General features: G+C 69.6%; 21 protein-coding genes and 1 pseudogene. 13 read left to right on the forward strand and 9 right to left on the reverse strand.

From position 1 onward, the window contains the following. Positions 1–719: 719 nt before the first annotated feature. Complete coding sequence (locus AQJ46_RS24715) at positions 720–1,508, reverse strand: acyltransferase (RefSeq protein ID WP_059207661.1); 789 nt, start codon at positions 1,506–1,508, stop codon at positions 720–722. A gap of 105 nt (positions 1,509–1,613) precedes the next feature. Between AQJ46_RS24715 and AQJ46_RS24720 the strand changes: the two genes are divergently transcribed. Beyond that, on the forward strand, positions 1,614–2,147 hold the full coding sequence (locus tag AQJ46_RS24720; protein WP_059207662.1) for a gamma carbonic anhydrase family protein: 534 nt from the start codon (positions 1,614–1,616) through the stop codon (positions 2,145–2,147). A gap of 3 nt (positions 2,148–2,150) precedes the next feature. Here AQJ46_RS24720 and AQJ46_RS24725 read toward each other — a convergent pair whose 3' ends face one another. Continuing rightward, the gene (locus AQJ46_RS24725) at positions 2,151–2,801 is read right to left on the reverse strand and encodes a DedA family protein (protein WP_059207663.1); all 651 of its coding nucleotides are present in this window, start codon (positions 2,799–2,801) and stop codon (positions 2,151–2,153) included. Between the two features lie 104 nt (positions 2,802–2,905). Then, entirely contained in the window at positions 2,906–4,690 is a 1,785-nt protein-coding gene (locus AQJ46_RS24730) for an RICIN domain-containing protein (RefSeq protein WP_059207664.1), read from the reverse strand. Positions 4,691–5,158: 468 nt separating this feature from the next. On the opposite strand from AQJ46_RS24730, the gene galU reads away from it, so the two are divergent. Next, positions 5,159–6,109, forward strand: a complete 951-nt coding sequence (gene galU / locus AQJ46_RS24735; RefSeq protein WP_059207728.1) for a UTP--glucose-1-phosphate uridylyltransferase GalU — start codon at positions 5,159–5,161, stop codon at positions 6,107–6,109. A 39-nt stretch (positions 6,110–6,148) separates the two neighbouring features. Here galU and AQJ46_RS24740 read toward each other — a convergent pair whose 3' ends face one another. Then, entirely contained in the window at positions 6,149–6,586 is a 438-nt protein-coding gene (locus AQJ46_RS24740; RefSeq protein WP_057610553.1) for a DUF4442 domain-containing protein, read from the reverse strand. Between the two features lie 155 nt (positions 6,587–6,741). Here AQJ46_RS24740 and AQJ46_RS24745 point away from each other — a divergent pair, with 155 nt between their 5' ends. Further along, a complete protein-coding gene (locus AQJ46_RS24745; protein WP_059207665.1) occupies positions 6,742–8,043 on the forward strand; it encodes an MFS transporter in 1,302 nt (433 codons plus the stop codon). On the opposite strand, the gene AQJ46_RS24750 is transcribed toward AQJ46_RS24745, so the two are convergent. Both AQJ46_RS24750 and tuf read right to left on the reverse strand, forming a co-directional pair. Continuing rightward, positions 8,005–8,850: a spermidine synthase gene (locus AQJ46_RS24750; RefSeq protein WP_059207666.1), complete on the reverse strand. Its 846-nt coding sequence runs from the start codon at positions 8,848–8,850 to the stop codon at positions 8,005–8,007. The genes AQJ46_RS24745 and AQJ46_RS24750 overlap by 39 nt on opposite strands. A gap of 123 nt (positions 8,851–8,973) precedes the next feature. Then, entirely contained in the window at positions 8,974–10,143 is a 1,170-nt protein-coding gene (gene tuf / locus AQJ46_RS24755; protein WP_059207667.1) for an elongation factor Tu, read from the reverse strand. 317 nt (positions 10,144–10,460) lie between these two features. Here tuf and AQJ46_RS24760 point away from each other — a divergent pair, with 317 nt between their 5' ends. Further along, positions 10,461–11,228 (forward strand): TVP38/TMEM64 family protein, encoded by a 768-nt coding sequence (locus AQJ46_RS24760; protein WP_059207668.1) that lies wholly within the window; start codon positions 10,461–10,463, stop codon positions 11,226–11,228. A gap of 10 nt (positions 11,229–11,238) precedes the next feature. Here AQJ46_RS24760 and AQJ46_RS24765 read toward each other — a convergent pair whose 3' ends face one another. After that, positions 11,239–12,408, reverse strand: a complete 1,170-nt coding sequence (locus AQJ46_RS24765) for a thiolase family protein (RefSeq protein WP_059207669.1) — start codon at positions 12,406–12,408, stop codon at positions 11,239–11,241. Positions 12,409–12,532: 124 nt separating this feature from the next. Between AQJ46_RS24765 and AQJ46_RS24770 the strand changes: the two genes are divergently transcribed. Both AQJ46_RS24770 and AQJ46_RS24775 read left to right on the forward strand, forming a co-directional pair. Then, positions 12,533–13,003 carry a winged helix-turn-helix transcriptional regulator gene (locus tag AQJ46_RS24770; protein WP_057610547.1) on the forward strand — a complete coding sequence of 157 codons (471 nt, stop codon included), beginning with the start codon at positions 12,533–12,535 and terminating at the stop codon, positions 13,001–13,003. A gap of 142 nt (positions 13,004–13,145) precedes the next feature. After that, positions 13,146–14,021, forward strand: a complete 876-nt coding sequence (locus AQJ46_RS24775) for an undecaprenyl-diphosphate phosphatase (RefSeq protein WP_059207670.1) — start codon at positions 13,146–13,148, stop codon at positions 14,019–14,021. Positions 14,022–14,332: 311 nt separating this feature from the next. Here AQJ46_RS24775 and AQJ46_RS24780 read toward each other — a convergent pair whose 3' ends face one another. Beyond that, complete coding sequence (locus AQJ46_RS24780) at positions 14,333–14,902, reverse strand: carbamoyltransferase N-terminal domain-containing protein (protein ID WP_059207671.1); 570 nt, start codon at positions 14,900–14,902, stop codon at positions 14,333–14,335. 393 nt (positions 14,903–15,295) lie between these two features. Here AQJ46_RS24780 and AQJ46_RS24785 point away from each other — a divergent pair, with 393 nt between their 5' ends. Together AQJ46_RS24785 and AQJ46_RS24790 are read left to right on the forward strand one after the other, a co-directional pair. Next, positions 15,296–15,688 (forward strand): hypothetical protein, encoded by a 393-nt coding sequence (locus AQJ46_RS24785; protein ID WP_059207730.1) that lies wholly within the window; start codon positions 15,296–15,298, stop codon positions 15,686–15,688. Positions 15,689–15,693: 5 nt separating this feature from the next. Beyond that, complete coding sequence (locus AQJ46_RS24790) at positions 15,694–16,362, forward strand: nucleotidyl transferase AbiEii/AbiGii toxin family protein (protein ID WP_059207729.1); 669 nt, start codon at positions 15,694–15,696, stop codon at positions 16,360–16,362. A gap of 308 nt (positions 16,363–16,670) precedes the next feature. On the opposite strand, the gene AQJ46_RS56570 is transcribed toward AQJ46_RS24790, so the two are convergent. Next, complete coding sequence (locus AQJ46_RS56570) at positions 16,671–17,051, reverse strand: hypothetical protein (protein WP_059207672.1); 381 nt, start codon at positions 17,049–17,051, stop codon at positions 16,671–16,673. An 820-nt stretch (positions 17,052–17,871) separates the two neighbouring features. On the opposite strand from AQJ46_RS56570, the gene AQJ46_RS24800 reads away from it, so the two are divergent. From AQJ46_RS24800 to AQJ46_RS24815, 5 genes and pseudogenes are all read left to right on the forward strand, one after another. Further along, positions 17,872–19,320, forward strand: a complete 1,449-nt coding sequence (locus AQJ46_RS24800; RefSeq protein WP_225887388.1) for a hypothetical protein — start codon at positions 17,872–17,874, stop codon at positions 19,318–19,320. A 136-nt stretch (positions 19,321–19,456) separates the two neighbouring features. Next, positions 19,457–19,732: pseudogene (locus AQJ46_RS52425) on the forward strand (transposase); the annotation flags it as partial. Between the two features lie 312 nt (positions 19,733–20,044). Continuing rightward, entirely contained in the window at positions 20,045–21,157 is a 1,113-nt protein-coding gene (locus tag AQJ46_RS24805; RefSeq protein WP_059207673.1) for a sugar ABC transporter substrate-binding protein, read from the forward strand. A gap of 31 nt (positions 21,158–21,188) precedes the next feature. Further along, entirely contained in the window at positions 21,189–21,965 is a 777-nt protein-coding gene (locus AQJ46_RS24810) for an ATP-binding cassette domain-containing protein (protein ID WP_225887389.1), read from the forward strand. Beyond that, on the forward strand, positions 21,956–23,239 hold the full coding sequence (locus AQJ46_RS24815) for a sugar ABC transporter permease (RefSeq protein WP_059207674.1): 1,284 nt from the start codon (positions 21,956–21,958) through the stop codon (positions 23,237–23,239). Before AQJ46_RS24810 ends, AQJ46_RS24815 begins: the two co-directional genes overlap by 10 nt. Positions 23,240–24,470 lie beyond the last annotated feature (1,231 nt).

The following is a 24,470-nucleotide window of genomic DNA, read 5'->3' on the forward strand; positions in this document are numbered from 1 at the left end:
ACACCCGCCACGGCACCCCAACAAACGCCCCCACACCCACCAGACAACAAGCGCGGACCCGGCCCTGATCGACACCCCGCTCCCCGCAACAGGCTGACCCCGCCCCACCCTTGCCCTACTCCACCCTGGCCCACTCCCCGCCGGTCACACCCGCCACGGCACCCCAACAAACGCCCCCACACCCACCAGACAACGAGCGCGGACCCGGCCCTGATCGACACCCCGCTCCCCGCAACAGGCTGACCCCGGCCCGGCGAATTTCGCGACCGCCCGCCCATCCAGCCCGCCGAGCACATTGAGCTGCTCCGCATTGGCCCACTGCCCTGTGGTCACACCACCCGGGCACCGTCCCCCCAGCAAACGCCTCCACGCCCCCGAGTCAACGGGCCCGGCGGTGGCCAACACCCCGCTCCTCTCGACGGACTGACCCGACGCGGTCCGGCCCCAGCCGATGGGGCCCGCTTCGCGCCACCCCCTCAGCCCACCCGACTCAGCGAGCGCCCCGCCCCCAGCCGGCGAACCCGACACACCGTCAACCCAACCGCCCGCCAAGCCCCGCGACTCACCGCCCCACACCACACCTGGCCCGGCGCCCAGGGGCCGGCCCGCCCAACAAGCGCCCCGACACCCGCCCCAGCCAACCCGCCGTCCCCACCGCAAGCGAACCCGGCACACCCTCAGCCCAGCCGAGTCAACGCGTCCCCCCGCCGCCCCGTCCCTCACTCCAGTCCGGCAAGCCGCCCCGCCGCATCCTCGTCCAGCTCGGCGAGCTTCGCCGCCGTCTCCTCGTCCAGCCCGGCCAGCGCGTTGAGCTGTTCCGCCGTGGCTCCCTCGGGTATCGGTACCGGCGCCGGCGTCCTGAGCGGCGGCTGCCAGCCGTCCTCGGAGGTCCAGCGGCGTACGACCCGGGCAGGCGCCCCCGCCACCACCGCGTGGTCCGGCACCATACCCCGCACCACGGCACCGGCGGCCACGACGACGTTCCGCCCGATCCGCGCACCGGGCAGGATCACCGCCCCGGTCCCGATCCAGCACCCCGGCCCGATCTCCACCGGCTCCATCCGCGGCCACTGCTTGCCGATGGGCTCGTGGGGATCGTCGTACGAGTGATTGGTGGACGTGACATAGACGTACGGCCCGAAGTAGCAGTCGCTGCCGATGGTGACCGTGGTGTCGGCGATGACATGGCTGCCGCGCCCCAGCACGACCCCGTCGCCGATGCGCAGGATCGGCTCCGGACCGAGGTCCAGGTCGGGCATCAGGCCGGCGGTCAGAGTGACCTGTTCGCCGACGATGCAGTGGGACCCGACGTGGATCCACGGTTCACCGAAGACCGTGCCGAGCGGAAAGGCCAGCCGAGTGTGCGCACCGAGCGCGCCGAAGCGGAAGCGCCCCGGGCGCTCGGCGGTGACGGAGCCCGTGCGCTGCACCCAGGCCCAGCCCGCGTGGACGGCACGCTGGACGAGACGGCCCCGCCAGGATGAGAACGTGTTCTTACTCTTCGGCACGAGCTCACCGTACTGAGCGCACGGCGCACAGATGAGATGGAGGGCTTGTGATCTTCGCCCCACCCGGTGGCGTACGGTTCGGGATATCACGAACCAGGAGGCGAAATGGCGCACAAGGCGTTGATCACGGGCATCGGCGGAAAGGAACCGAAGATCGACGGGGAGGCCTTCGTGGCGCCCACCGCGTCGGTAATCGGTGACGTGACGCTGCAGGCGGGGGCGAGCCTCTGGTACGGCGCGGTGGCCCGCGGTGATGTAGAACGCATCTCAGTCGGCGCCCAGAGCAACATCCAGGACAACTGCACCCTGCACGCCGACCCCGGCTTCCCGGTGACGATCGGCGAGCGCGTCTCGGTGGGCCACAACGCGGTGGTCCACGGAGCGACGGTCGAGGACGACTGCCTGATCGGCATGGGCGCGACGGTGCTGAACGGCGCGGTGATCGGGGCCGGTTCCCTCGTCGCGGCCCAGGCACTGGTACCGCAGGGCATGCAGGTACCGCCCGGTTCCCTGGTGGCCGGCGTGCCGGCGAAGGTGCGGCGGGAGCTGACGGAGGAGGAGCGTCAGGGAGTCACCCTGAACGGGACGCTCTACGCGGACCTGGCCCAGGCCCACAGCGAGGTGCACGACAAGCCGTGAGCCTCAGTCGGCGGCCGGGACGGTCTCCGGTTCGGCCGCCTGCATCTGGGCCGTCGCCTTCGCCGCCCGGCGCTTGAGCACGAGCATCGAGGTGAGCCCGATCAGCACGGCGAGCACGAGTCCGAGCCACGAGAACCGCTTCAGCCACGACTCGGCGACGATTCCCACGTAGTAGATGACCGCGGTCGTCCCGCCCGCCCAGATGATCCCGCCCAGCACGTTGGCGATCAGGAACTTCCAGTACGGCATCCGCAGCACACCGGCGAGCGGTCCGGCGAAAATCCTCAGCAGCGCGACGAAACGGCCGAAGAACACCGCCCACATGCCCCACTTCTCGAAGGACCGCTCCGCCGTGGCGACATGGCCCTCACTGAAGTGTCTCGGGAACTTGTTGCCGAGCCAGGTGAGCAACGGCCGTCCGCCCTTGCGCCCGATCGCGTAGCCGATGGAGTCACCGACGACCGCCCCGACGCTGGCGCACGCACCGAGCACCACGGGATTGATCCCCGCGTGCTGCGAGGACAGCAGCGCGGCGGAGACCAGGATGATCTCGCCGGGCAGCGGAATGCCCAGGCTCTCCAGGCCGATGACCAGGCCCACCAGGGCGTAGACGGCGGCCGGGGGCACGGTGTCGAGCCATTCCTGGACGTGCAACGCCGGTTCCTCCTGAGTCGCGTTCCCGGCGTGCGCCAAGTACCGACGCACGCCGTGGCAGCCTACCGGTTCACGAGAACCGGCGTCCGGAGCAACAACGTCTCCTACGGCAGTGCTGTCCCGAGCGTCGACGCGAGCGGCGCCGTCACCGAGGTCGCGGTGTCCACGACCGCACTCACCACCGCCGCGGCCCCCTCGGCCGGAGTGCCCGGAGTGGTCGGCTCGGAGTGGCTGTCGTCGACCTGGGCGACCCGCGTCCCGTACCGCGGCGGCGGGGTTCCGTGCTGGTCCGAGGGCTGACCGGGGCTCTGTTCGCGGCCGCTGCCGGGGTGTTCGTCGGAACCTGAGGGCGGGGCCGGGGCGAGGTGGGGTGCGACCGGGTCCTCGTCCTGTCCCCCGGAGGGCCGACCCGTCTCCGCGTCGTCGGGCGACTGCGTGCCCTGTTGGGCCGGCGCGCTCTCGTCGGTGAACTCCAGCAGCCACCTCTGCCCCTGCGAGCCGTTCCGCTCGGTGACGACGACGGTCTCCCCCTTGCCGGGTGCGACCAGGAGCCCCTTCCCGCGCCGCAGCAGCAGTTCGCCGCGCACGGTGAGGTCGTAGCGGACCTCTCCCGCGTGGGTCAGGCAGTCGGCGATCACGACCGACCGCTTCCGGGTGTCCGAGTCGAGGCAGAGCCTGGGATCGGCCGCGCTGCGCAGCAGTCCGTCCTCCTGGTACGACCACTGCTGGGATCCGGCGGAGGAGCACTCCGCCAGCACGGCCTTCGTACCGGCCGCGGTCCGGGCGTGGTGGGCGTCTGGTGTGCCTTGGGTGTCGAGGCACAGGCCGGCGTGGGCGCTGCGGAGCCTGCCGTGTCCGACCTGCACGGGGTTGCCCATCGAGGCCGTGGACGGGGAGCCGGCGTCCTGGGAGACCGTCGACGGACTCGGCCGTACGGTGTTCCCGCTCACCACGCCCCAGGTGGCGGCGGGTGTGGCAACACCGCCGTCGTCCGACCAGCCCTTGGCCACGAGCACGGTGGCGAGCAGGGCCAGGGAGGTCAGACCGGCGCCGACGAGAACGGCACGGGCGCTCATGCGCGGGTGGGCGAGGAGGCCGGCCGGAGCGGGGCGGTGGCGGCCGCCGGGCTTCGCACGGGCTGCGCCGGGCGGGGTCGGGGCCGGACGCTCGGCGGAACGCGCGGGCCGTGAGTCGAGATAGCGGTGGGCGCCCCAGCCGAGCACCGTCTCGGCGAGCAGCACCTCCAGACCGCCCTCGAAATGGCTGAGCTGTTCGGCGGCGTGACGGCAATACCGACAATCCGTCAGATGTTCACGGACATCGGGCAGAAGGTCGCCGCCCCGGCGAATCGGGACATCCAGCAGACGATTGTAGAAACGGCATTCACTGGTGGGCGCGAGTTCCCGGTGAGCACGGACACAGCCGGTGCGGAATTGCTCGCGCGCCTGCTCGAGGGCGGCCGCCGCACGGGACGCGTCCACACCCAGGAGACCGGCCGGTACGGATATGGGTTCGGCCTCGACCTCACTGTGCCACAGCAGGCATTGAGAAGCGCCGGGAAGGGCCCTGAATGCGCGCTCGGCGAGCTGTCTTCTTTCCGGGGTGGCGGCTCTCGCCGCGCGGAGACCACGGCCGCCGATCGTCTTGCGAAGTTCCGGCAGTACGGCCGAGATTTCGTCGTCCGCGGCCCACTCCTTGACGAACTCCCTCACCGCAACGAGAAGTTGGGGGCGCAGCGCGCCGTCACCCGCCCGACCGAGCACTCGGTGAAATGCCGCCGCGGCCGCCATCGAGGCCGAACCCGACCAGGAGGCAAGGCAGATGACCGAGTATTCGTAGGTCGCCTGCCAGTGTCGCGCCATCAACAGCGCGACGGCATGGCCGTCCACACTGTTCTCTCCCAGCCGGGCCAGAAGATGACGGTCGGACTCCGCCGCACTCGATCCGGGGCGTGGGGGGTAAGGGGGTCGTGGGGGGTAAGCGGATTGCACGGGACCAATTCCTTCCAAGCCGCAGGACGGCATGAGATATGCGCGTCCTCGGAAAGCAGGCGCCTGATTGGTGCATACCTATGCCGCATCAGATGCGACCCGGTTCATCCCGGGGGGCGATCACCTTCGCACAATTGATGTACAGCAAACAAGAAGGTGGAGTGACCCATGTTCAAAATGAGGACGGTTCAGAAATGTTACCGCCGGTATCCGTACCCGTATTCGAAAATTAAGCGGGGCGCGGGACTCAAGTTGTGCGCGCGGCAGGATACTTGGCACACAAAATCTCCCCCTCCGGCCGGGTCCACAGCAGGCTCCCAGCCGCCTCCCGGTGGGCTCTCATCCGGGTGGCGCAGCATGATCCGCATGATCGTCCCCCACACGACCGACGCCACCGTCCCCACCCGCACGGTCCGCAAGGCAGTCGTCCCGGCCGCCGGGCTCGGCACCCGATTCCTGCCGGCGACCAAGGCGACGCCGAAGGAGATGCTCCCCGTCGTCGACAAGCCGGCCATCCAGTACGTCGTCGAGGAGGCCGCAGCGGCCGGGCTCGACGACGTCCTGATGGTCACCGGCCGCCACAAACGAGCCATCGAGGACCACTTCGACAACGCCTTCGAGCTGGAGCAGGCCCTCGCGGCCAAGGGCGACGCGGTACGCCTCGACGCCGTGCGCGATCCCGCGCGCCTGGCCAACATCCATCACATCCGCCAGGGCGAGCCGCTCGGCCTCGGCCACGCGGTGCTCTGCGCCCGCCGCCACGTCGGTGACCAGCCCTTCGCCGTCCTCCTCGGCGACGACCTGATCGACCCGCGCGAGACCCTGCTCAGCACGATGCTCGACGTCCGCGACCGGTACGCCGGGAGCGTGGTCGCCCTCATGGAGGTACCGCGCGAGCAGATCCATCTCTACGGCTGCGCGGCCGTGACGCCCACGGAGGAGGAGGGCCTGGTCCGCGTGACCGGCCTGGTCGAGAAGCCCTCCGCCGAGAACGCGCCGAGCGCCTACGCGGTCATCGGCCGCTACGTCCTCGACCCCGAGGTCTTCGACGTCCTGGACCGCACCCCACCGGGCCGCGGCGGCGAGATCCAGCTCACCGACGCGCTCCAGAGCCTCGCGACCGACGGCACGGTCCACGGGGTCGTCTTCGACGGCCTCCGCTACGACACCGGCGACAAGGCGGACTACCTCCGCACGGTGGTACGCCTGGCCTGCGACCGAGACGACCTGGGCCCCGAGTTCATCGACTGGCTCAAGGGGTTCGTGGCGCAGTGGGAGAGCGGCGAGGGTGTCGGGCGGAGGCGGTTGGCGGCCTGACCACCGGACCGTGCACCCCACGCCCCGCCGGCCCCGCGCTCAGCCGTTGGGCCGCAGAGTCCACACCACCGTCATCTCGCCCGTGACCGCCCCGTCCGCACGGCGGATCTCGATCGCGACCGGGAACTCGGGGCGTTCCCCGGCGTCGAGTTGGGCGACGACCTCGGCGGCCGGACGGCCCAGGGTGGCCGTGGCGGTCACCGGGCCCATTGCGAGCTTGCGGTAGGCGATCTCCGCGTTGACGGCAAGGGGTACCGCGCGCGAGAGCTGGTCACCGAACGCGGCCAGGACGACCGCCCCGCTGGCGGACTCGGCGAGCGTGAACATCGCCCCGGCGTGCGGTCCGCCCACGTGGTTGTGGAACTCGCCCTGATCGGGCAGGGCGACCACGACCTTCTCCGGGCCGGTCTCCAGGAACTCGAGGTTCAGGGTCCGCACCATGGGCACGGTGGCGGCGAGCATCTCGCCGACGGACATCTGGTCTGCGCTCATGCCCGGGATGTTACCCACGAGTAGATCGCGCTGACCAGGCCCGGCACCAGTGACCGGCGTCTCCTTCCGGACATGGCCGCATCCCAGTCTGTCCTGGAATGGGTTTGGCAAGGCAGCACCCCGACAGCGATAGTCGGCCGGTGACCCCCTCCGCCGCCCCCTCCCGCCGCGCCCGCGGACCCGCCTGGGCGAGCCGCAACTACGGCCTGCTGACCGCCGCCGCGTTCGTGACCAACCTCGGCAGCAACGGCGCTCTGATCGCCGCCGCGTTCGCCGTACTGGAGGCGGGCGGCGACAGCGGCGACGTGGGCCTGGTGGCCGCCGCGCGCACCCTTCCGCTGGTGGTGTTCCTGCTGATCGGCGGCGCGGTGGCGGACCGCCTGCCCCGGCACCGGGTGATGGTCGCGGCCAACACCCTAAACTGCCTCTCCCAGGGCGCGTTCGCCGTCCTGGTCCTGACCGGCGAGCCCCGGCTCTGGCAGATGATGCTGCTGACCGCGCTCGGCGGCACGGGCCATGCGTTCTTCAGCCCGGCGGCCGAGGGCATGCTGCTGTCCTCGGTGAGCGGCGAGCAGGCCGGACGTGCCTTCGCGGTGTTCCGGATGGCGATGCAGGGCGCGGCACTGGGCGGTGCCGCGCTCGGCGGTGCGTTGGTCGCCGCGGTCGGCCCCGGCTGGGTGCTCGCGGCGGACGCGGTGGCCTTCGCGGTCGCCGGTTCGCTCCGCGCCTTCCTCGACGTCAGTCACATCCCGGCGCGCGAACCGGGTGCCGGGATGCTCGCCGATCTGCGCGAAGGCTGGCGGGAGGTCGCGGGGCGGCCGTGGCTGTGGGGCATCGTCGTCCAGTTCTCCGTGGCCAACGCGGTGCTGGGCGCCGCCGACGCGGTCTACGGCCCGCTGGTGGCCGAGGACGACCTGGGCGGGGCGGCCCCCTGGGGTGTGGCCCTCGGCTTCTTCGGCGCGGGCACGGTCGTCGGCGCCCTCCTCATGACCCGCTGGAAGCCGAACCGGTTGCTCTTCGTGGGCATCCTCTGCGTCTTCCCGATGACGCTGCCGTCCGCCGCGCTGGCCGTACCGGTGTCGGTACCCCTCCTGTGCACGGCGATGTTCGTGGCGGGCGCGACCGTCGAGGTGTTCGGCGTCTCCTGGATGACCGCCCTGCACCAGGAGATACCGGAGGACAAGCTCTCCCGGGTCTCGGCCTACGACTGGTTCGGCTCGGTCGCCCTCATGCCGCTTGCGGCGGCGCTGGCGGGCCCGGCGGAGTCGGCGTTCGGACGCACCGCGGCCCTGTGGGGCTGCGCGGGCCTGATCGCGGCGGTCACGGCGGCCGTCCTGTGCGTACCGGACGTCCGCAACCTGCGCCGGAACACCAAGCAGGTCGCCCAGGGCACCACGCACGACTCAGCCGATGCCGAACGCCCCGTCGGGGGGCTCGGGTGACGGCACCGCCTCCGCGTCCCGCACCGGTCGCGCCGCACCGATGAACTTCCGCAGCCCGGCGCCGTGTTCGACCCGCGCGGGAAAGGCGTCGGCGGCGGTCCGCCGGGCCAGGGCCGGGGTGTCGAGGGGCAGTCGCGCGGCGACGAGCACCGCGTTCCCGAACCGCCGCCCCCGCAGTACCGCCGGCTCGGCGATCAGCACGAGCTCCTCGAAGACCTCTGCGAAATTGGCGAGTTGGGACCGCAGAAACGCGAAGGGCGCGGCGTCGGCGAGATTCGCGAGATAGACCCCGCCGCTCCTGAGCACACGCGCCGTCTCACGGGCGTACTCCAGGGACGTGAGATGGGCGGGGACCCGCGACCCGCCGAAGACATCGGCGACCAGCACATCGGCAGAGCCCGCCGGGGCGCCTTCCAGCCATCCCCGCGCATCGGCCGCGTGCAACGCGATCCCCGCCCCCTCCGGAAGCGGCAGATGCTCGACGACCAGCTCCAGCAGCGCCCGGTCGGCCTCGACGACGTCCTGCCGGGAGCCCCGCCGGGTGGCCGCCAGATACCGCGGCAACGTCAGAGCACCCCCACCGAGATGTACGACGTCCAGCGGCCGCCCGGCCTCCCCGATGGAGTCCAGCACATGCCCGAGCCGCTGCGCGTACTCGAACTCCAGATGCGTCGGCTCGTCGAGATCGACGTACGACTGCGGAGCCCCGTCCACGGTCAACAACCAGGCCCGCTCCCGATCGACATCGGGCATCAGCTTGGCGAACCCGTGATCAACGGCACGGGCGACGGGCAGGGACTCGGTCATCTGTTCATTGTGCCTGGACGAGAGCGCCCCATCAGGGGCGCGGGGCTGTATCGATCTGCGGCTCCGCCGCGCCAGCGCGACCAGCCACAACAGCCCCACAGCCCCCGCGAACCGAAACCGCCCTCACACAAGGGCGGTAACGGTCCCCGCCCCGACGGTCCGGCCACCCTCACGGATGGCGAACCCGAGACCTGGCTCAAGCGGCACGTCCCGCCCCAGCTCCACGGTCATGACGACCTTCTCTCCAGGCCGGGCGACGGCGACCTCACCGAGGTCGACATCCCCCACCACATCCGCCGTACGGATGTAGAACTGCGGCCGGTACCCGGTGGAGACAGGCGTCGTACGCCCGCCCTCCCGCGCCGACAGCACATACACCTGCGCGGTGAAGCGACGGCTCGGCACCACACTGCCGGGCGCGGCCACGACATGGCCCCGCCGGACCGCGTCCCGGGGAACGCCCCGCAGCAGCAAGGCCACGTTGTCCCCGGCCTGCGCCTCCTCCATCGGCTTGCCGAAGGTCTCGACCCCGGTCACCACCGTCTCCACGGCGGCCCCGAGCACGTCGACCCGGTCGCCCACCCGCACGGTGCCCCGCTCGACCGCGCCGGTCACCACGGTCCCCCGGCCGGTGATGGTCAGCACGTTCTCGACGGGCATCAGGAACGGCGCGTCCAGATACCGCTCGGGGATGGGCACATACGTGTCCACCGCGTCGAGCAGAGCCTCGATCGACGCCGTCCAACGCGGGTCCCCCTCCAGGGCCTTCAGCCCCGAGACCCGTACGACGGGCACGGCGTCGCCGCCGTAGCCGTGCGCGGTGAGCAGCTCACGGACCTCCAACTCGACGAGCTCGACCAGTTCCTCGTCGGCCGCGTCCGCCTTGTTGAGGGCGACCACCACGTGGTCGACACCCACCTGCCGCGCGAGCAGCACGTGTTCGGCGGTCTGCGGCATGATCCCGTCGAGCGCGGAGACGACGAGGATCGCCCCGTCGAGCTGCGCGGCCCCGGTGACCATGTTCTTGACGTAGTCGGCGTGGCCCGGCATGTCCACGTGGGCGTAGTGCCGGGTGTCGGTCTCGTACTCGACGTGCGCGATGTTGATGGTGATCCCGCGCGCGGCCTCCTCCGGAGCCCGGTCGATGCGGTCGAACGGCACGAAGGTGCCGCTGCCGCGCTCGGAAAGGACCTTGGTGATGGCGGCGGTCAGGGTGGTCTTGCCGTGGTCGACGTGGCCCATCGTGCCGATGTTCAAGTGCGGCTTGGTGCGCACGTAAGCGGTCTTGGACATGGCTGTACCTCGAAGCCTCTTCGTGTTCGTGGAAGAACGGGACCCCAAGGACTCGCCGACCCTCCCCCTGCGGGGTCCGCCGGACTGTCCGGGAAGGGTCAGCTTCGGGCGCCGTCTGCGGCGGCCAGGAACACGGGAACGGCAGCCTTCGGCGCATCCGCGACTGCGGATGCTGCGAGAGCGAAGGCGTACCGGAACATGACGCAGATCATGTCCCACGCGTCGTCCCACGTCGAACGGTTTTTTGTCGCCGCCCGTCCGTGCAACCGACGGCACCCATACGGCGATCACACATCCATGTCGGTTACCGTCACTGGATGCTCGATGCCACCACCCGCTCTGGGGGCACCGCCACGGCCACTCCCCCGGCCATCGCCACGGAGCTCGCTCTCCCCGTCCCCGCTCCGGAGGGTCTCACCTCCCGTTGCACGAGAGTGCTGCTGTCGCCGTGGTCCCGGTTGTCCCTGCTCGTCGCGCTGCTCGCGGGCGCCGCGTCCACGGTCCTGCTCTTCGAGCCACAGAGACTGCTCTCCGACGGCTGGCCGCCCCAGCTCGGCGGGGTCGCGGCCGCGGTCGTCTTCGGGGTGGCGTACGGGCTGTGCACCGTGGCGTTCGTGCCGCGGCCCCTGCTGAATCTCGCCGCGGGCGCGCTCTTCGGGTCGCAGCTGGGACTCGCCTCGGCGCTCGGCGGAACGGTGCTGGGGGCCGGGATCGCGTTCGGTCTGGGCCGGATGCTCGGGCAGGACGCGCTACGGCCGTTGCTGCGGGGCCGGTGGCTGAAGGCGGCCGACGGGCAGCTCAGCCGGCACGGGTTCCGCTCGATGCTGGTCGCGCGGCTGTTTCCCGGAGTGCCCTTCTGGGCGGCCAACTACTGCGCCGCCGTGTCCCGTATGGGATGTGTGCCGTTCCTCGCCGCGACGGCGCTCGGGTCGATTCCGAACACCGCCGCGTACGTGGTCGCCGGTGCGCGGGCTTCCGCACCGACCTCGCCGGCGTTTCTGATCGCCATGGCCGCGATCGCCCTGCCGGGGTTGGCGGGGGCGGTCGTGGCGTGGCGCAAGCGGCATCATCTGCGGCGCCCCTGAAAGGCGTCGGTCACACCCTCTCCAGAACCATCGCGTTGGCCAGTCCGCCCGCCTCGCACATCGTCTGCAGGGCGTAGCGGCCCCCGTGTTCCCGCATCGCGTGCACCAGCGTCGTCGTCAGACGGGTGCCGCTCGCGCCGAGGGGGTGGCCTAGCGCTATGGCGCCACCGTGGACGTTGACCTTGGACAGGTCAGCGCCCGTCTCCTGCTGCCAGGCCAGGACCACGCTGGAGAACGCCTCGTTGACCTCGAAGAGGTCGATGTCGTCGAGGGTGAGGTGGGCTCGGCGCAGGACCTTCTCCGTGGCGGGAATGACTCCGGTGAGCATGAGGATCGGGTCGGAGCCGGTGACGGCGAAGCTGTGGAGGCGGGCCAGCGGGCGCAGGCCCAGCCGTTCGGCCGTCTCGCTCGACGTGATGAGGACGGCCGAGGCGCCGTCGTTGATCGGGCTCGCGTTGCCCGCCGTCACGTTCCACTCGATCTGCGGGAAGCGCTCGGCGAAGTTCGGGTCGTAGTAGGCGGGCCTCAGGCCGGCGAGGGTCTCGGGGGTGCTGCCCGGGCGTACGCACTCGTCGCGCGAGACACCGTCCAGAGGCGCGACCTCGGCGTCGAAGAGGCCCTTCTCCCAGGCTGCGGCCGCCTTCTGGTGCGAGGAGACGGCGAACGCGTCCATCCGCTCGCGCGTGATCGACCACTTGGCGGCGATGAGTTCGGCACTGATGCCCTGCGGGACGAGACCTTCCTTGTAGCGCTCGGCGACCCCGGGACCGAAGGGGTCCTTGCCCTCGGGAACGTTCGACCACATCGGCACGCGGCTCATCGACTCGACCCCGCAGGCGACGACGAGGTCGTAGGCGCCCGCGATCACCCCCTGCGCGGCGAAGTGCACGGCCTGCTGGGAGGAGCCGCACTGGCGGTCCACGGTGGTCGCCGGGACGGTCTCCGGGAAACCGGCCGACAGGGCCGCGTAGCGGGTGGTGTTCATGGCCTGCTCGCCGACCTGGTCGACGGTGCCGCCGATGACGTCGTCGATGAGCGCCGGGTCGACGCCGGAACGCTCGACGAGGGTGCGCAGGGTGTGGGCGAGGAGTTCGACGGGGTGCACGTGCGCGAGGGCGCCGTTGGGCTTGCCCTTGCCTATGGGGGTGCGTACGGCTTCGACGATGACTGCGTCACGCATGGGCGGGCCTCCATCAATGCGGGCGATTACCAGTGAGTAGGAAATCCAAACTCACCATAGTCTCGTGGGTTGGAAAATCAAACCCTTCAGTTGGAGAACCAAACCCTCCCCTAGACTGGGCATCATGGCCGCCTCCCGAGACCCGCGCCCCTGTTCGATCGCCGATGCCCTGGCGCTCGTCGGTGAGAAGTACTCGCTGCTCGTGCTGCGGGAGGTCTGCCTGGGCAACGGCCGCTTCGACCAGCTCGTGCGCAACATCGGGGCCCCACGGGACATCCTGGCCACCCGGCTGCGCCGGCTCGTCGACGCCGGGATCCTGACCAAGCGGGTCTACAGCGAGCGACCGCAGCGCTTCGAGTACCGGCCCACACCGGCAGGGCTCGAACTGGAGCCGGTGCTGCTGACGCTCATGGCGTGGGGTGACCGGCACCTGCGCCAGGACGACGAGCGGCCCATGGTCCTGGAGCACAGCTGCGGCCATGAACTGACGCCCGTCGTCGCCTGCGCGGCCTGCGGCGGGACGGTGGTGCACGAGGACCTGACGTCCCATCCGCAGACCCCCGGCTGGACGGTGAAGGGCCCGACGGCCGCGTAAGCGCTCACCGGCCGCACACTCGCCCCTGTGGCCGGCCTGTCACCGCGGGGCGCTACGCTGCCCTCGCACCCCGATCACCGCGCCCGGTGACGTGGCACGCCCGACGCCCCTCACACGACCAGCACTTGGACGCCGTAACTTCATGTCTTGGTTTGAATCACTCGTCCTCGGACTCGTCCAGGGGCTGACCGAGTTCCTTCCCGTCTCCTCCAGTGCGCATCTGCGCCTGACCGCGGCCTTCTCGGGCTGGAAGGACCCAGGGGCGGCCTTCACCGCGATCACCCAGATCGGCACCGAGGCCGCCGTACTGATCTACTTCCGCAAGGACATCGGGCGGATCATCTCGACGTGGAGCCGTTCCCTGGTCAAGAAGGAGCTGCGCAGCGACCACGACGCCCAGATGGGCTGGCTGGTGATCGTCGGCTCCATCCCCATCGGTGTGCTGGGACTGCTGTTCAAGGACCAGATCGAGGGGCCGTTCCGGGACCTGCGCATCACCGCCACGATGTTGATCGTCGTCGGCATCGTCATAGGCGTCGCGGACCGACTGGCGGCACGCGACGAGCACGGCGGGCGGCATCGCGCGCCCAAGCAGCGCAAGGGACTTGAGGACCTCGGCGTCAAGGACGGCCTGATCTTCGGCCTCTGCCAGTCCATGGCCCTCGTCCCCGGCGTCTCCCGCTCCGGCGCGACGATCAGTGGCGGCCTGTTCATGGGGTACAAGCGCGAGTCCGCCGCGCGCTACTCCTTCCTTCTCGCCATCCCCGCAGTACTGGCCTCCGGCCTCTTCGAGTTGAAGGACGCGATGGAGAGCGACCACGTCTCCTGGGGCCCCACGATCTTCGCCACGGTGATCGCCTTCGTCGTCGGTTACGCGGTCATCGCCTGGTTCATGAGGTTCATCTCGCACAAGAGCTTCATGCCCTTCGTCTGGTACCGCATCGCCCTCGGGATCCTGCTGTTCGTGCTGGTCGGGGCCGGTGTGCTGAGCCCGCACGCGGGCGAATCCGGCGGCTGAACCAGGGCCGCACGGGTAGCGCTATCTAGCATTTCCTAGCGCCTGATTGCAGCACCAAGCCATGATCATCTCCCACTTGTCTCCCACCCAGGAGACCGGGAGACGATCAGCCAGAAGTGCACACCTGCAAAGTCGGGAGCAGAAAGGAGGGCCCGCACAGCAGCAGCTGTGCGGGCCGTTCTGCGTGGCGGTCGGCCCGGGTCAGTCGAGGCTGAGGCGCGCCAGCAGGCCCTGGACACGGCCAGCGAGCGCCTTCTCCAGGTCCGGGCTGATGGTGGCAAGTGCCACTGCGGCCGTCACGATGACGTCGCTCAGCTCCTTCTCGACGAGCCGCTAGCGCGGGCTGTGAGGAAGTCCAGGGTGTACCAGTCGGGGTTGCCGTAGCCGGCCAGGCCCATGAGCTTGCCGGAGCTGGTCCAGTTGCCGAGTCCGAGGTATTCGGCGACGGTCTCGTAGAACCAGCCCAGCGAATGGCTGAACGGGAACTGGCGCAGGACCTTCAGTCCGTCGGCGGTGCCGTGGGCGAGGGTGGCGGAGACGCCGTCGCCGGAGCCGTCGACCACCAGGACGGCGGCCTCGTCGAAGCCGCCGGGGTGGAAGACGGAGGCGGCGTGCGCGAGGTGGTGCTCGACCACGGTGACCTGCCGGGGCCGGTGGTGGTCGAACAGGGCGGGATCGCGGAGTTCGGCGATCAGCCCGGCGTCCGTGCAGATGTCACTCGGCGTAGGCCAGGCCGGGTTGAAGGCGATGGCGATCTCGTCAACGTGGGCCAGGGTGATGCCGGCCTTGGACAGGCAGTAGGCCGCGGCCACCGCGCAGGAGCGGGAGTCCTTGTGGTGCTTGCGGCGGGAGAAGCGCTCCTCCTCGCCGAAGGCGACCACCTTCCCGTCGATGACCAGGCAGGCGGAGGGGTGGAAGCAAAGGGGGAGGAGTGGGCGGCGGTACGGGCCGATTCGGCTGGTGCCCGTCGTCCCCGATCGGCGACCGGTGTTTCCCCTCCACGATCCTTGCCACAGCAGCCTCCTCAAGGCCTGGGTTCTCCACTACAGAAGCGGAGGCCCGCGATGCACGAGGGCGCACACGCGCCCAGCGGTAATCGCCCAGCCAGCTCAGCCCTCTACCGCATTGCCCTCGTCCGCATGTCCCGAGACGCCCGCGCCAACGAGGTTGCCGCGGCGGCGGACCGTTCCGACTTTCCTGCCGGTGGATGTCGGCCGGTGATCGGCCGCGTCCAGCTGCTCGGCGAGCGGGAAGCTGCCGCCATAATGGGAGGCATGCCCTCCAGCCCGCACCACCCCGCACCCGCGTCGAAGAACCTCTCGGGCACGGACGCCGAGGACCTCGCGCTGTACCGGGAGAAGTTCCGGTGCCGTCTGCCGGAGTCGCTGGACGAGTTGCACGGCCCGACCCAGGGGGTCGTCGAGCTGCCGCTGCACATGGCCTGGTCCGGGATGACCTCGTACGACCTGGGCAAGCCGCGCCAGCGCATGGGCCTATACCGCACTGTCCTGCATGAGGGTCTGCACGACGACCTGCCCCGCTACCTCAACCAGGACCTGCTCCTCCAGCTGTGGCCGGTGCTGCGCACTCTCGTCGGCCGCACCGTGCGCGCCGTGTGGGAGGACGCCTTCCCCGAGCTCGCCTCGCGCACCCGGGCAGCCGCGTGACGGACATGCCGGAGCTGCACGCGCGGCTCCTGGCGGATGTGATCGCCCTCGGCTCCCCGTATCCCCTGGTCCTCACTGGCGGGTATGCCGTGCGGGCGCACCGCCTCGTGAACCGCCCCAGCCAGGACCTCGATGTCGCCACCGAGAACCCGGCGCCCATGGCCGACATCGCGGCCACGCTCCGCGCCGGCCTGGAAGCCCGCGGCTGGAAGGTGCACGCGCTGGAGACCGCCCCGCTGTCCGCCCGCTTCACCGTGACCGACCCGGCCACCGGGCAGGACTGCGAGGTCGACATCCTCAAGGAGATCTTCTGGCGGCCGGTCGCCCAGAGCCCGTACGGGCCCGTCCTCGCGGAGGAGGACGTGATCGGGACCAAGGTCCGCGCCCTCGCCGACCGCGGAGCGCCCCGTGACCTGATCGACGTGTTCGCAGCCTCCCGCCGCTGGACCAATGCCGATCTCGAGGAATTCGGCCGCCGCCACGCCCGCGGCCGCTTCGAGCGCGAAGACCTGCAGGCAAACCTCGCCGGATCCGAGTGGACCGACGACGAAGCCTTCGCCGCCTACGGCCTGGACCAGGCCACCATCACCGCTCTTCGTGCCTGGGCCGTGGAGTGGGCCGACGACCTCGCGTCCCGCCTCCTCGAAGAGGCCGACGATCCGGACATCGACTGATCACGTCCGGATGAGATCGCATCTGCAAGCGATCAGAGCAAGAGCCGAGAAGTGAGTAGGTGGAACAGCAGTAGGTTACGGGCTTGTCCCAGCCAAGCACGCCGGGCAGACCCTGGGAAGATCAGCCGGAGGTCAGGCTGCCCTCAGTGGCGTGGTTGATCAACTGGAGCCGACCCTCGTGCGTCCCCACGCGCTCGACCCCCATGGTCTCGGCCTGAAAATCGGCGTAAACAGGTCAGCATGCGGTGCGCGCCATGCTGCAGGCGCTGCACCCCTGCCCGCCCCGTGCTCCCCCGGTTCCCAGGACGTCACGGCCAGCTGGCCAATCTCTCCTCCTTGAGTTGGTACACCCGGCTGTGCGCGCCCCTGATTCCCGTAACCATCACGCTGCTGCTCGGACGGCAGGTCAGCTGATGGAGCGGCTGCGGGATGATACGTACGGAGACGGGACCGGTTCCGGCCTCCAGCCCTGAGACGATGACGAGGAAGAAGCCGTCACTCTCCACTGCTCGCTGGAACTCTGCGTGCGTCAGCAGCACCGTGTCCGGCTCGGCATCTTTGTATGCCTTGAGTTCGTAGAACCGCGACAGTGCGTCCACCGCGTCGGCCCCGAGGCCGCGCTGGGCCCGTAGGTCGCGCAGCCAGTCGTCGTCGGTGGCGAGTGCCTTGCGCACGACGTCCAGCGCCACCTTTTCCTGCTCCGTGCCCGTGTAGGGGCGCGGTGGCGTGTGCTGTTGGGGGATTGCCGATCCGGCGCGGGGCTGCGGCAGGCCGGACGTTCCCGAGGCGTACCCGCTGGGCCGTGCGGTGGGCGCGCCCGCGGCCGAGGGCTTCGGCGGCGTGATGATGCCGCTCGGGTCGACGAGCCGGAGTCTGCCGGGGTCGACGAGCCTGCGCGGTGGAGCGGCGGGGGGGCGCAGGCGGGACTGACGGCCCCGTCGCGGGCGGCGGTGCGCTAGGGACAGACCGGAGAATCACCGCCGTCTGCGAGGTACCGGCCGCTGTGCTGGCCTGCGCCTTGGTCGCGGTGCGGCGTTGGTCCACCTCGTCTCCGAGTTCCCTGAGCCGTCGTTCGCGTTCGGCCTCCGCCGCTTCCCGGTCGCGCCGCACCTGGTCGTCGGCAAGGGTCAGCTGTACGGCCGTTCTCGGCCTGGTCACACGCTGCTCCCCAGGCGAGGGCCACCTCGCGGCGGCTGCCCGGAAACCGGGCCGTGCTCATCCCCGCCCCCCGCTAACCTCGGCACTCCCCAGGACACAGGGTAATGAGCCCAGCGCAATCTGCGCATGTCAACCCAAGTACCTGCCGCGGTACGGTCCGAGCCCAAAGAGCAGCGCGGCGGCACGCTACTCAACGGTTGGGCGCTGTAGGCCCATACACCATTGGCTGACCTCAACACGACCAGGTTGGGGTGGTGGAGCCCGAACGGGCGACGGGAAGCGCTCTGCGGCTGCTCGTCGGCCGTACCTTGGTGGAGCTGCCCGCAGTTCGTCGAGGTGGAGCCGAAGCTCGTGAAGTACACGCTGACCGAACAGCAAGCTGACATGCTCCGCCAGATCGCTGCAGCGTCCAGTGCCGTGCCCATTGCTCCCAAGAGTTCGAACGCGGCTTGGGCCCTTGAGCGGCGTGGGCTCATCAAGCGGAGCTGGCGCGGTAGCGGGCACGTCGCAGTAGTGACTTCTGACGGCCGCTACTTCCTCAAGCACGGCAAGCATCCAAAGGAGGACCAAGCCGAGAAGGAGCGCTTGGCCGGTGATGCCGAACAGGCCAAGCACGCTCCTGCCGACGGAGCCGAGCTGATCGCTCGACTCCAGTCCGCCACTGCCGGGAAGCTCACCGTCCCTGATCCGGGCCCGCGGACGCGGGGGCGGTGGTGGGCGGCCTACTACGACGCGCTCCATCACGGTCACGTACCGGGAGAGCTCAAGCTGCGCTGGACCGGACGGCAGCGTGGTGACTGCGTCTTCACGTTGGTCGACGAGGAAGCCGAGAAGGCTGCGCAACCGCCGCCCGTACCGACCATCGATGTCCCCGACGTGCTGGGCCGTCCTCATCAGCTCGTCCGGGCCACACGCAAGGCCCTCGGCAGGTCCAAGACCGTAGTCGACACCCGCGGGACGCCCGAGGTTATCCCTCTGCATGTGTCACGGGAGCAGGCCGACCGTGCTCTGCGGATCATGCACGCGCTCCTGACCGAGGCGGAAAGCCGCGGCTGCCAGGTGGAGACCCGGACCGATCTCCATCGCGGCCAGGCCGTACACCAGATGGTCATCGTCATTCGCGGACACGCGCTCCCGCTCGCGATCACAGAGCAGACGACCAAGGTGCCACACGAGCCGACCGCACAGGAGATCCGCCAACAGCAACGCAATCCCTGGACTCGTATCCCCAAGTACGACCACGAGTTCAACGGATGCCTCGAACTCGGTGCGCCTGCCAAAAGCTGGTACCAGCATTCGTACACCTACAGGGACAGCTCACGGTGGACACTGGAGTCCCACCTGGGGCACCTTCTGCACAATCTCGAACAGCGGGCCGCGGCGGCCGAACGCCAGCAGCGGGAAGAGGAACTCCGCAAGGCCGAGCAGCGACGCCGCTGGTACGCGGCCGTTGCACAGGCACGGGAGCGGCAAGTCGAGCGACATCGAGCGAACGTCCTGGTCGAGCAGGTGCAGGCACTGCATCAGGCCAACGAGATCCGCGCCTTCTGCCGCGCAGCCCGTACGAGAGCCGACGGCGCGTCCGCTGCGGCGGAGGAGCTGGAGTGGTTTCAATGGGCTGAGGCATACGCAGACCGGATTGATCCACTGTCAGCGCCGCTGGCCACTCCGCCGGATCCTCCAGCCAGCCGTGAGGCTCTGCGAGAACTCCTTCAGGGCGATCTCCACACCCACCCCTGGCCGTTCGACAGCAAGGGGAGCTGGATGCCGCCCCAAGAGAAGGTCGCACAGCGCCCCTGATCAAGCGAGCGCCTCCGCCCTGACCATGAGGGGACAGGGCGGAGGATCATCCATGAGGCGATGGTGAGCGGAACGTCCAGTCGCTCCCAGGCACCAAGACCGTGTCCTACGTGGTGAGGCGATCGTTGGTCCGTTCATGGGGCGGGGTACGTGGAGTTGGATTGTTCCGGACGGGTTGCGGGAGATCACGAAGCCGCTGATCCCGCCTTCGAGGGTGCGTCCGTAGGGCGGCGGAACGCAGGACACGCCTGATGAGGCGCTGTTCGCGGCGATCGTCTACGTGCTGGTCAGCGGTTGTGCCTGGCGCCAACTGCCGCCTTGCTTCGGGATATCGAAGTCGACCGCGCACCGCCGGTTCCTGATCTGGTCGAGAGCGGGCGTCTGGGGACGGCTGCACGAAGCCGTGCTGCACCCAGGGGAAAATCGTGCTGACACTCTGAACCCAACCGCAAGCTCGATTACATCCATGGGGCATCAGCTCGACCGCTTCGACGTTCTCTTCGGCCAGGAAGCGGCGCACGAGGACCTTGGCCCGTCTGGGCACGCCAAACACCGGTGACACCCCGAGGCTGTGGCGTCCCCTTCTCCGCACGATCCGCTCTCCGCGGTGACGGACTCGGACCGACGCTGGCAATCCTCGGCATAACGGCTTGGCTGTGCTTGGCATCAGGCGCACATTACGGGTATTACGGTAAGATCAGATAAATCGCCTAAGGAACCGAAGATGGGTCTCGGGGTCAGCCTTCCGGCCGTAAAGCGCAGGTCCTTCACCCGTGCGTCTGTGGCAGTCACGGTTGCCGTCGGCCTGGTCCTGACCGGGGCCTGCGGCGGGGGTGGCGGGAGCGGGCGCAACAGCCTCAGCGTCGGCGTGCTGCTCCCGGGTGGCGGGGCCTCCCGCTTCGGGCAGTTCGACAGGCCCCTGATCGAGAAGAAGCTGAAGCAGCTGTGCCCGCACTGCCCGGCACCGATCGTCGGCGCCACCGCCGATCCGACAGTCCAGCGGCAGCAGATCGACGCCATGATCACTAGGGGTGTGGACGTCCTGATCATCGCCGCCATCGCCCCCAAGGCGCTGCGCTCGTCGGTCGAGGCCGCGCACCGGGCCGGCATCCCGGTCGTCGCCTACGACCGGCTCGCGCAGGGCCCCATCTCCGGTTACGTCACCTTCGACGGTGCGACGGTCGGCAGGCTTCAGGGTGAGGCACTCCTGAAGGCCATGGGCCCGAAGGCGAACGGCGGCCAGATCGTCATGATGAATGGCGCCACGGTCGACCCCAACGCGGGCTGGTTCAAGCGGGGAGCGCTCTCCGTCCTCAAGGACAAGGTGAAGATCGGCAAGTCGTACGACACCGTCGGATGGCGGCCGGAGAACGCCTACGCCAACATGACCAGCGCCATCGCCAATCTGGGTGTGAGTCACATCGACGGCGTGCTGGCTGCCAATGACAGCCTCGCTGGCGCCGTGATCTCCGCCTTCGGCGCCGCCGGGGTCAGGCCGCCGCCCCCGGTGACCGGCCAGGACGCCGACCTCGTGGCCGCGCAGCGCATCGTCAGGGGTGATCAGTACATGACCGTCTACAAGCCCTACAAGTCCGCGGCCGACGCCGCCGTCGAGATGGCCATCGCTCTGGGACGCGGCAAAACGGTCAAGTCCATCGCCACCAGCACCGTCGACAGCCCCACCACCAAGAACATCCCGGCGGTGCTGCTGCCATCCGTCTCGGTGACGGTCGGCAACATCAAGGACACCCTGGTAAAGGACGGCATTTACACCATCGACCAGATATGCCCCCCGAACCTCCGGTCCGCCTGCGACAAGGCCGGACTCACCCGATGAGCTCGCCTCGAAGGCGGAAGAAGGTGGCCCCGTGGTTCAGCCCCTGCTGGCGTTGCGCGGCGTCTCCAAGCACTTCGCTGCGGTCCAGGCGCTGGTGGACGTCGAGCTGGAGATCCGGGCCGGGGAGGTCGTCGCCCTGGTCGGCGACAACGCTGCCGGTAAGTCCACCCTGATCAAGGTGATCTCGGGCGTCGGTCCCCCCGACAAGGGCGTCATCGAATGGGAGGGCCGTCCCGTATATATCAAGCGTCCTCAGGACGCCCGGGTCCTGGGAATCGCGACCGTCTACCAGGACCTCGCGATGTGCGGCAACCTCGATGTCGTCGCCAATCTCTACCTCGGCCGGGAAATCCAGCGATTCGGCATCCTCGACGAGGTGGAGATGGAGCGCCGGACCCGCGAACTGCTGCAAACGCTGCCCATCCGCATCCCCGACGTGCGTGCGCCGCTCGCCACCCTCTCCGGCGGCCAGCGGCAGGTCGTCGCGATCACCCGCTCGTTTCTCAGCGAGCCCAGGCTGCTCCTGCTCGACGAGCCCACCGCCTCCCTGGGCCTCCAACAGACCAATCAGCTCCTCGACCTCATCGAGGAGCTCCGCGACCGGGGCGCTGGGGTGCTCCTCATCAGCCACAACATGGGGGACATCAAGGCCGTCGCCGACCGGGTCGCCGTCCTGCGCCTAGGCCGCAACAACGGCCTCTTCAACGTGAACACCACCCCTCAGGAACAGATCATCGCCTCCATCACCGGTGCGGCGGACAATTCAGCCCCCCATCACCCGACCAGCCCGGAGGAGGCATGGCCGTGAGGGGGTGGTGGACGGGGAGGGGGATCCGGGCGCGCGCCGATGCCGGACCTGCCACCGGCCGGCGGCGCGACGGGCGCCAGTGGTTCACCGGACGTCTCGGGGCACACGCGGACACGGTGCGCCACAGACTGCGCAAGGGGCAACTCGGCCCGGCCCCGGCCCTGCTCGCCCTCGCCGTGATCTGGACGGTCTTCCAGAGCCTCAACAACAACTTCCTCTCGCCACGCAACCTGTCCGTCCTCAGCGTGGACATCGTCGGGACCGGAATGATCGCTGTCGGCGTCGTCTTCGTGCTGCTGATCGGCGAGATCGACCTGTCAGTAGGCGCGCTCGCCGGTCTGTCGGGCGCCCTTTTCGCGGCGCTGAGCGTGAACCACGGAATGCCGGAATGGCTCGCCGTGATCATCGCAGTGATCTGCGGTGCGGCCGCCGGGGCCGTCCAAGGCTTCGTCTTCACCAATACCGGCGTACCCGCGTTCGTCGTCACCCTCGCGGGCCTGCTGACATGGAACGGGCTGATGCTCTATCTGCTGGGACCGGAGAGCTCCATCGATTTCAGCGAGGACGGGCTGGTAGCCCAGCTGACCGGCCGCTACTTCGGCTCCGCCGTCGCCGCCTACGGCCTCGCGGCACTCGGCACGGCCGCCTACCTCCTCGTCTCGTACCACGACCGCAGGCGCCGCACCGCCGCCGGGATGCCGTACCGGCCCACGGGCGAGATATGGGCTCGTACGACGCTCCTCGCGGTCGCCGCCTTCGCCACCGTCTACGTGCTGCGCCGCTTCGAGGGCCTGCCGCTGGCGCTGCTGATCTTCCTCGCAGTCATCATCGCCTCGGACCTCCTCCTGCGCCGCACGCCCTACGGCCGGCAGGTCCTCGCACTGGGCGGCGGCGCGGAGGCGGCCCAGCGGGCCGGCGTCGGGGTGGCGCGCGTGCGGATCTCGGTGTTCCTGGTGTCGGGGACCCTGGCCGCGGTCGGCGGCCTGTTCGTCGCGTCGCGACTCACCTCGGCGACCCAGGTGCCCGGCGCCGGCATGCTGCTGATCAACGCCATCGCCGCTGCCGTCATCGGCGGAACCAGCCTGTTCGGCGGACGTGGCTCGACCTGGTCCGCACTGCTGGGGGTGCTCATCATCCAGTCGATCGCCTCGGGCATGGCGCTCCTGGGAGTCGAATCGGCGACCCAGTTCATGATCACCGGTGGGGTGCTGCTCGTCGCGGTGGTCTCCGACTCGGTGGCCCGGCACGCTGCGGAGCCGCGCGGACGGGCCTGAGCTCAGCTACTGTGCTCCTCCGGCCGTCCGCCCCAGCTCTCCCGCCAGGGGCCGACGGCAAGCCGTGTGCTTACGCCAGTTCGCGTCGCACACCGACTTGCGCGATACCTGCAAGGGGCCAGCGCTATGCCACAGCAGGTGTCGCAGTGGCCGCACACATTCCGAAGTGAGAGTGCCAGCATCTGCACCGGGCTGGAGTAGGTGAAGTGGTCATAGCGTGCAGGGGGGGACGGGCTGCCTCCTGCCTGGCTGGATGGACGAGATGCTGGAATTCACCCGGATCTGCTGGCCGAACGTCGACGAGAACGACTGCCGCGAAATGCCGACACCATACGGGAGTTCGCCGAGCAGTTCGAGGGCCACGGCACGGAGGCGCCCACGGCGAGCGGCGGGGCCGCATCCGGGCCTCCAGCGAGGCTGACAGTAGGGCCGCTTGCACATGACGGGCCTTGGTGCTCCCGATCGGGGCCCGTGCAAGCGACACCCGTCAGACGATGCCGGCCGGACGTCGTCGCACTCGCGCCTGGTAGACGCGTCGCCCGGACGCAGTCCCGATCCATATCGCGGCCCCCCAGGCAGGATCAACGGCTCGCCACCCTCGCGGCGAATTCGACGATGACCGTCTGTCTTTAACGAGTTGGTGCGTGATAGCGGGTGAGGCGTATTCGTCCTGCGCACGGCCGTTCTCAGCTCGTGGCGGTGCGGTCGGATACGAGGCTGGCGATGGCGCGGTAGGTGTCGGGGAGGCGGTCGCGGCGGTGCCCGATCATCCGCAACACGGACTTTGGAAACGACCCTGCCTCATGCACCCGCGTCGGGCACGAGAAGACATCGCGGGAGAAGCAGTACCTGCGACTACTGCACTCGGTAACCCTGTTTAGGCCTAGGAGGTTTGATGCTCAGCACTCCGAACGCGAACAAGGCCTGGAAAGACATGACGAGGTCATTCCCGACCCCGGAGGCGCCGGGCCAGTATGCCTCCGCGAGCAAGGCGGAGAGGACGGCTTACGCCGTGCTGCTGAACGGACCGGCTACGCGCTCAGGCGGCGCCGACGCGAGTCAGTGGCTGCTACTGCGGGACCGCACAGCCAAGCGCCTGTAACCGACGCACCAGCAGCAGCAACACTTCAGGGATATTTCTCGGAAGTTCAGCCTGAGCTGCTCTTCTGACGGAGCATCATACGGGTAGGAGGGCCGGGTCGCCCGGCCCTCCTACCCGATTGATACTTAG

The organism is Streptomyces canus (assembly GCF_001514145.1).
Taxonomy (GTDB): Bacteria; Actinomycetota; Actinomycetes; order Streptomycetales; family Streptomycetaceae; genus Streptomyces; species Streptomyces canus.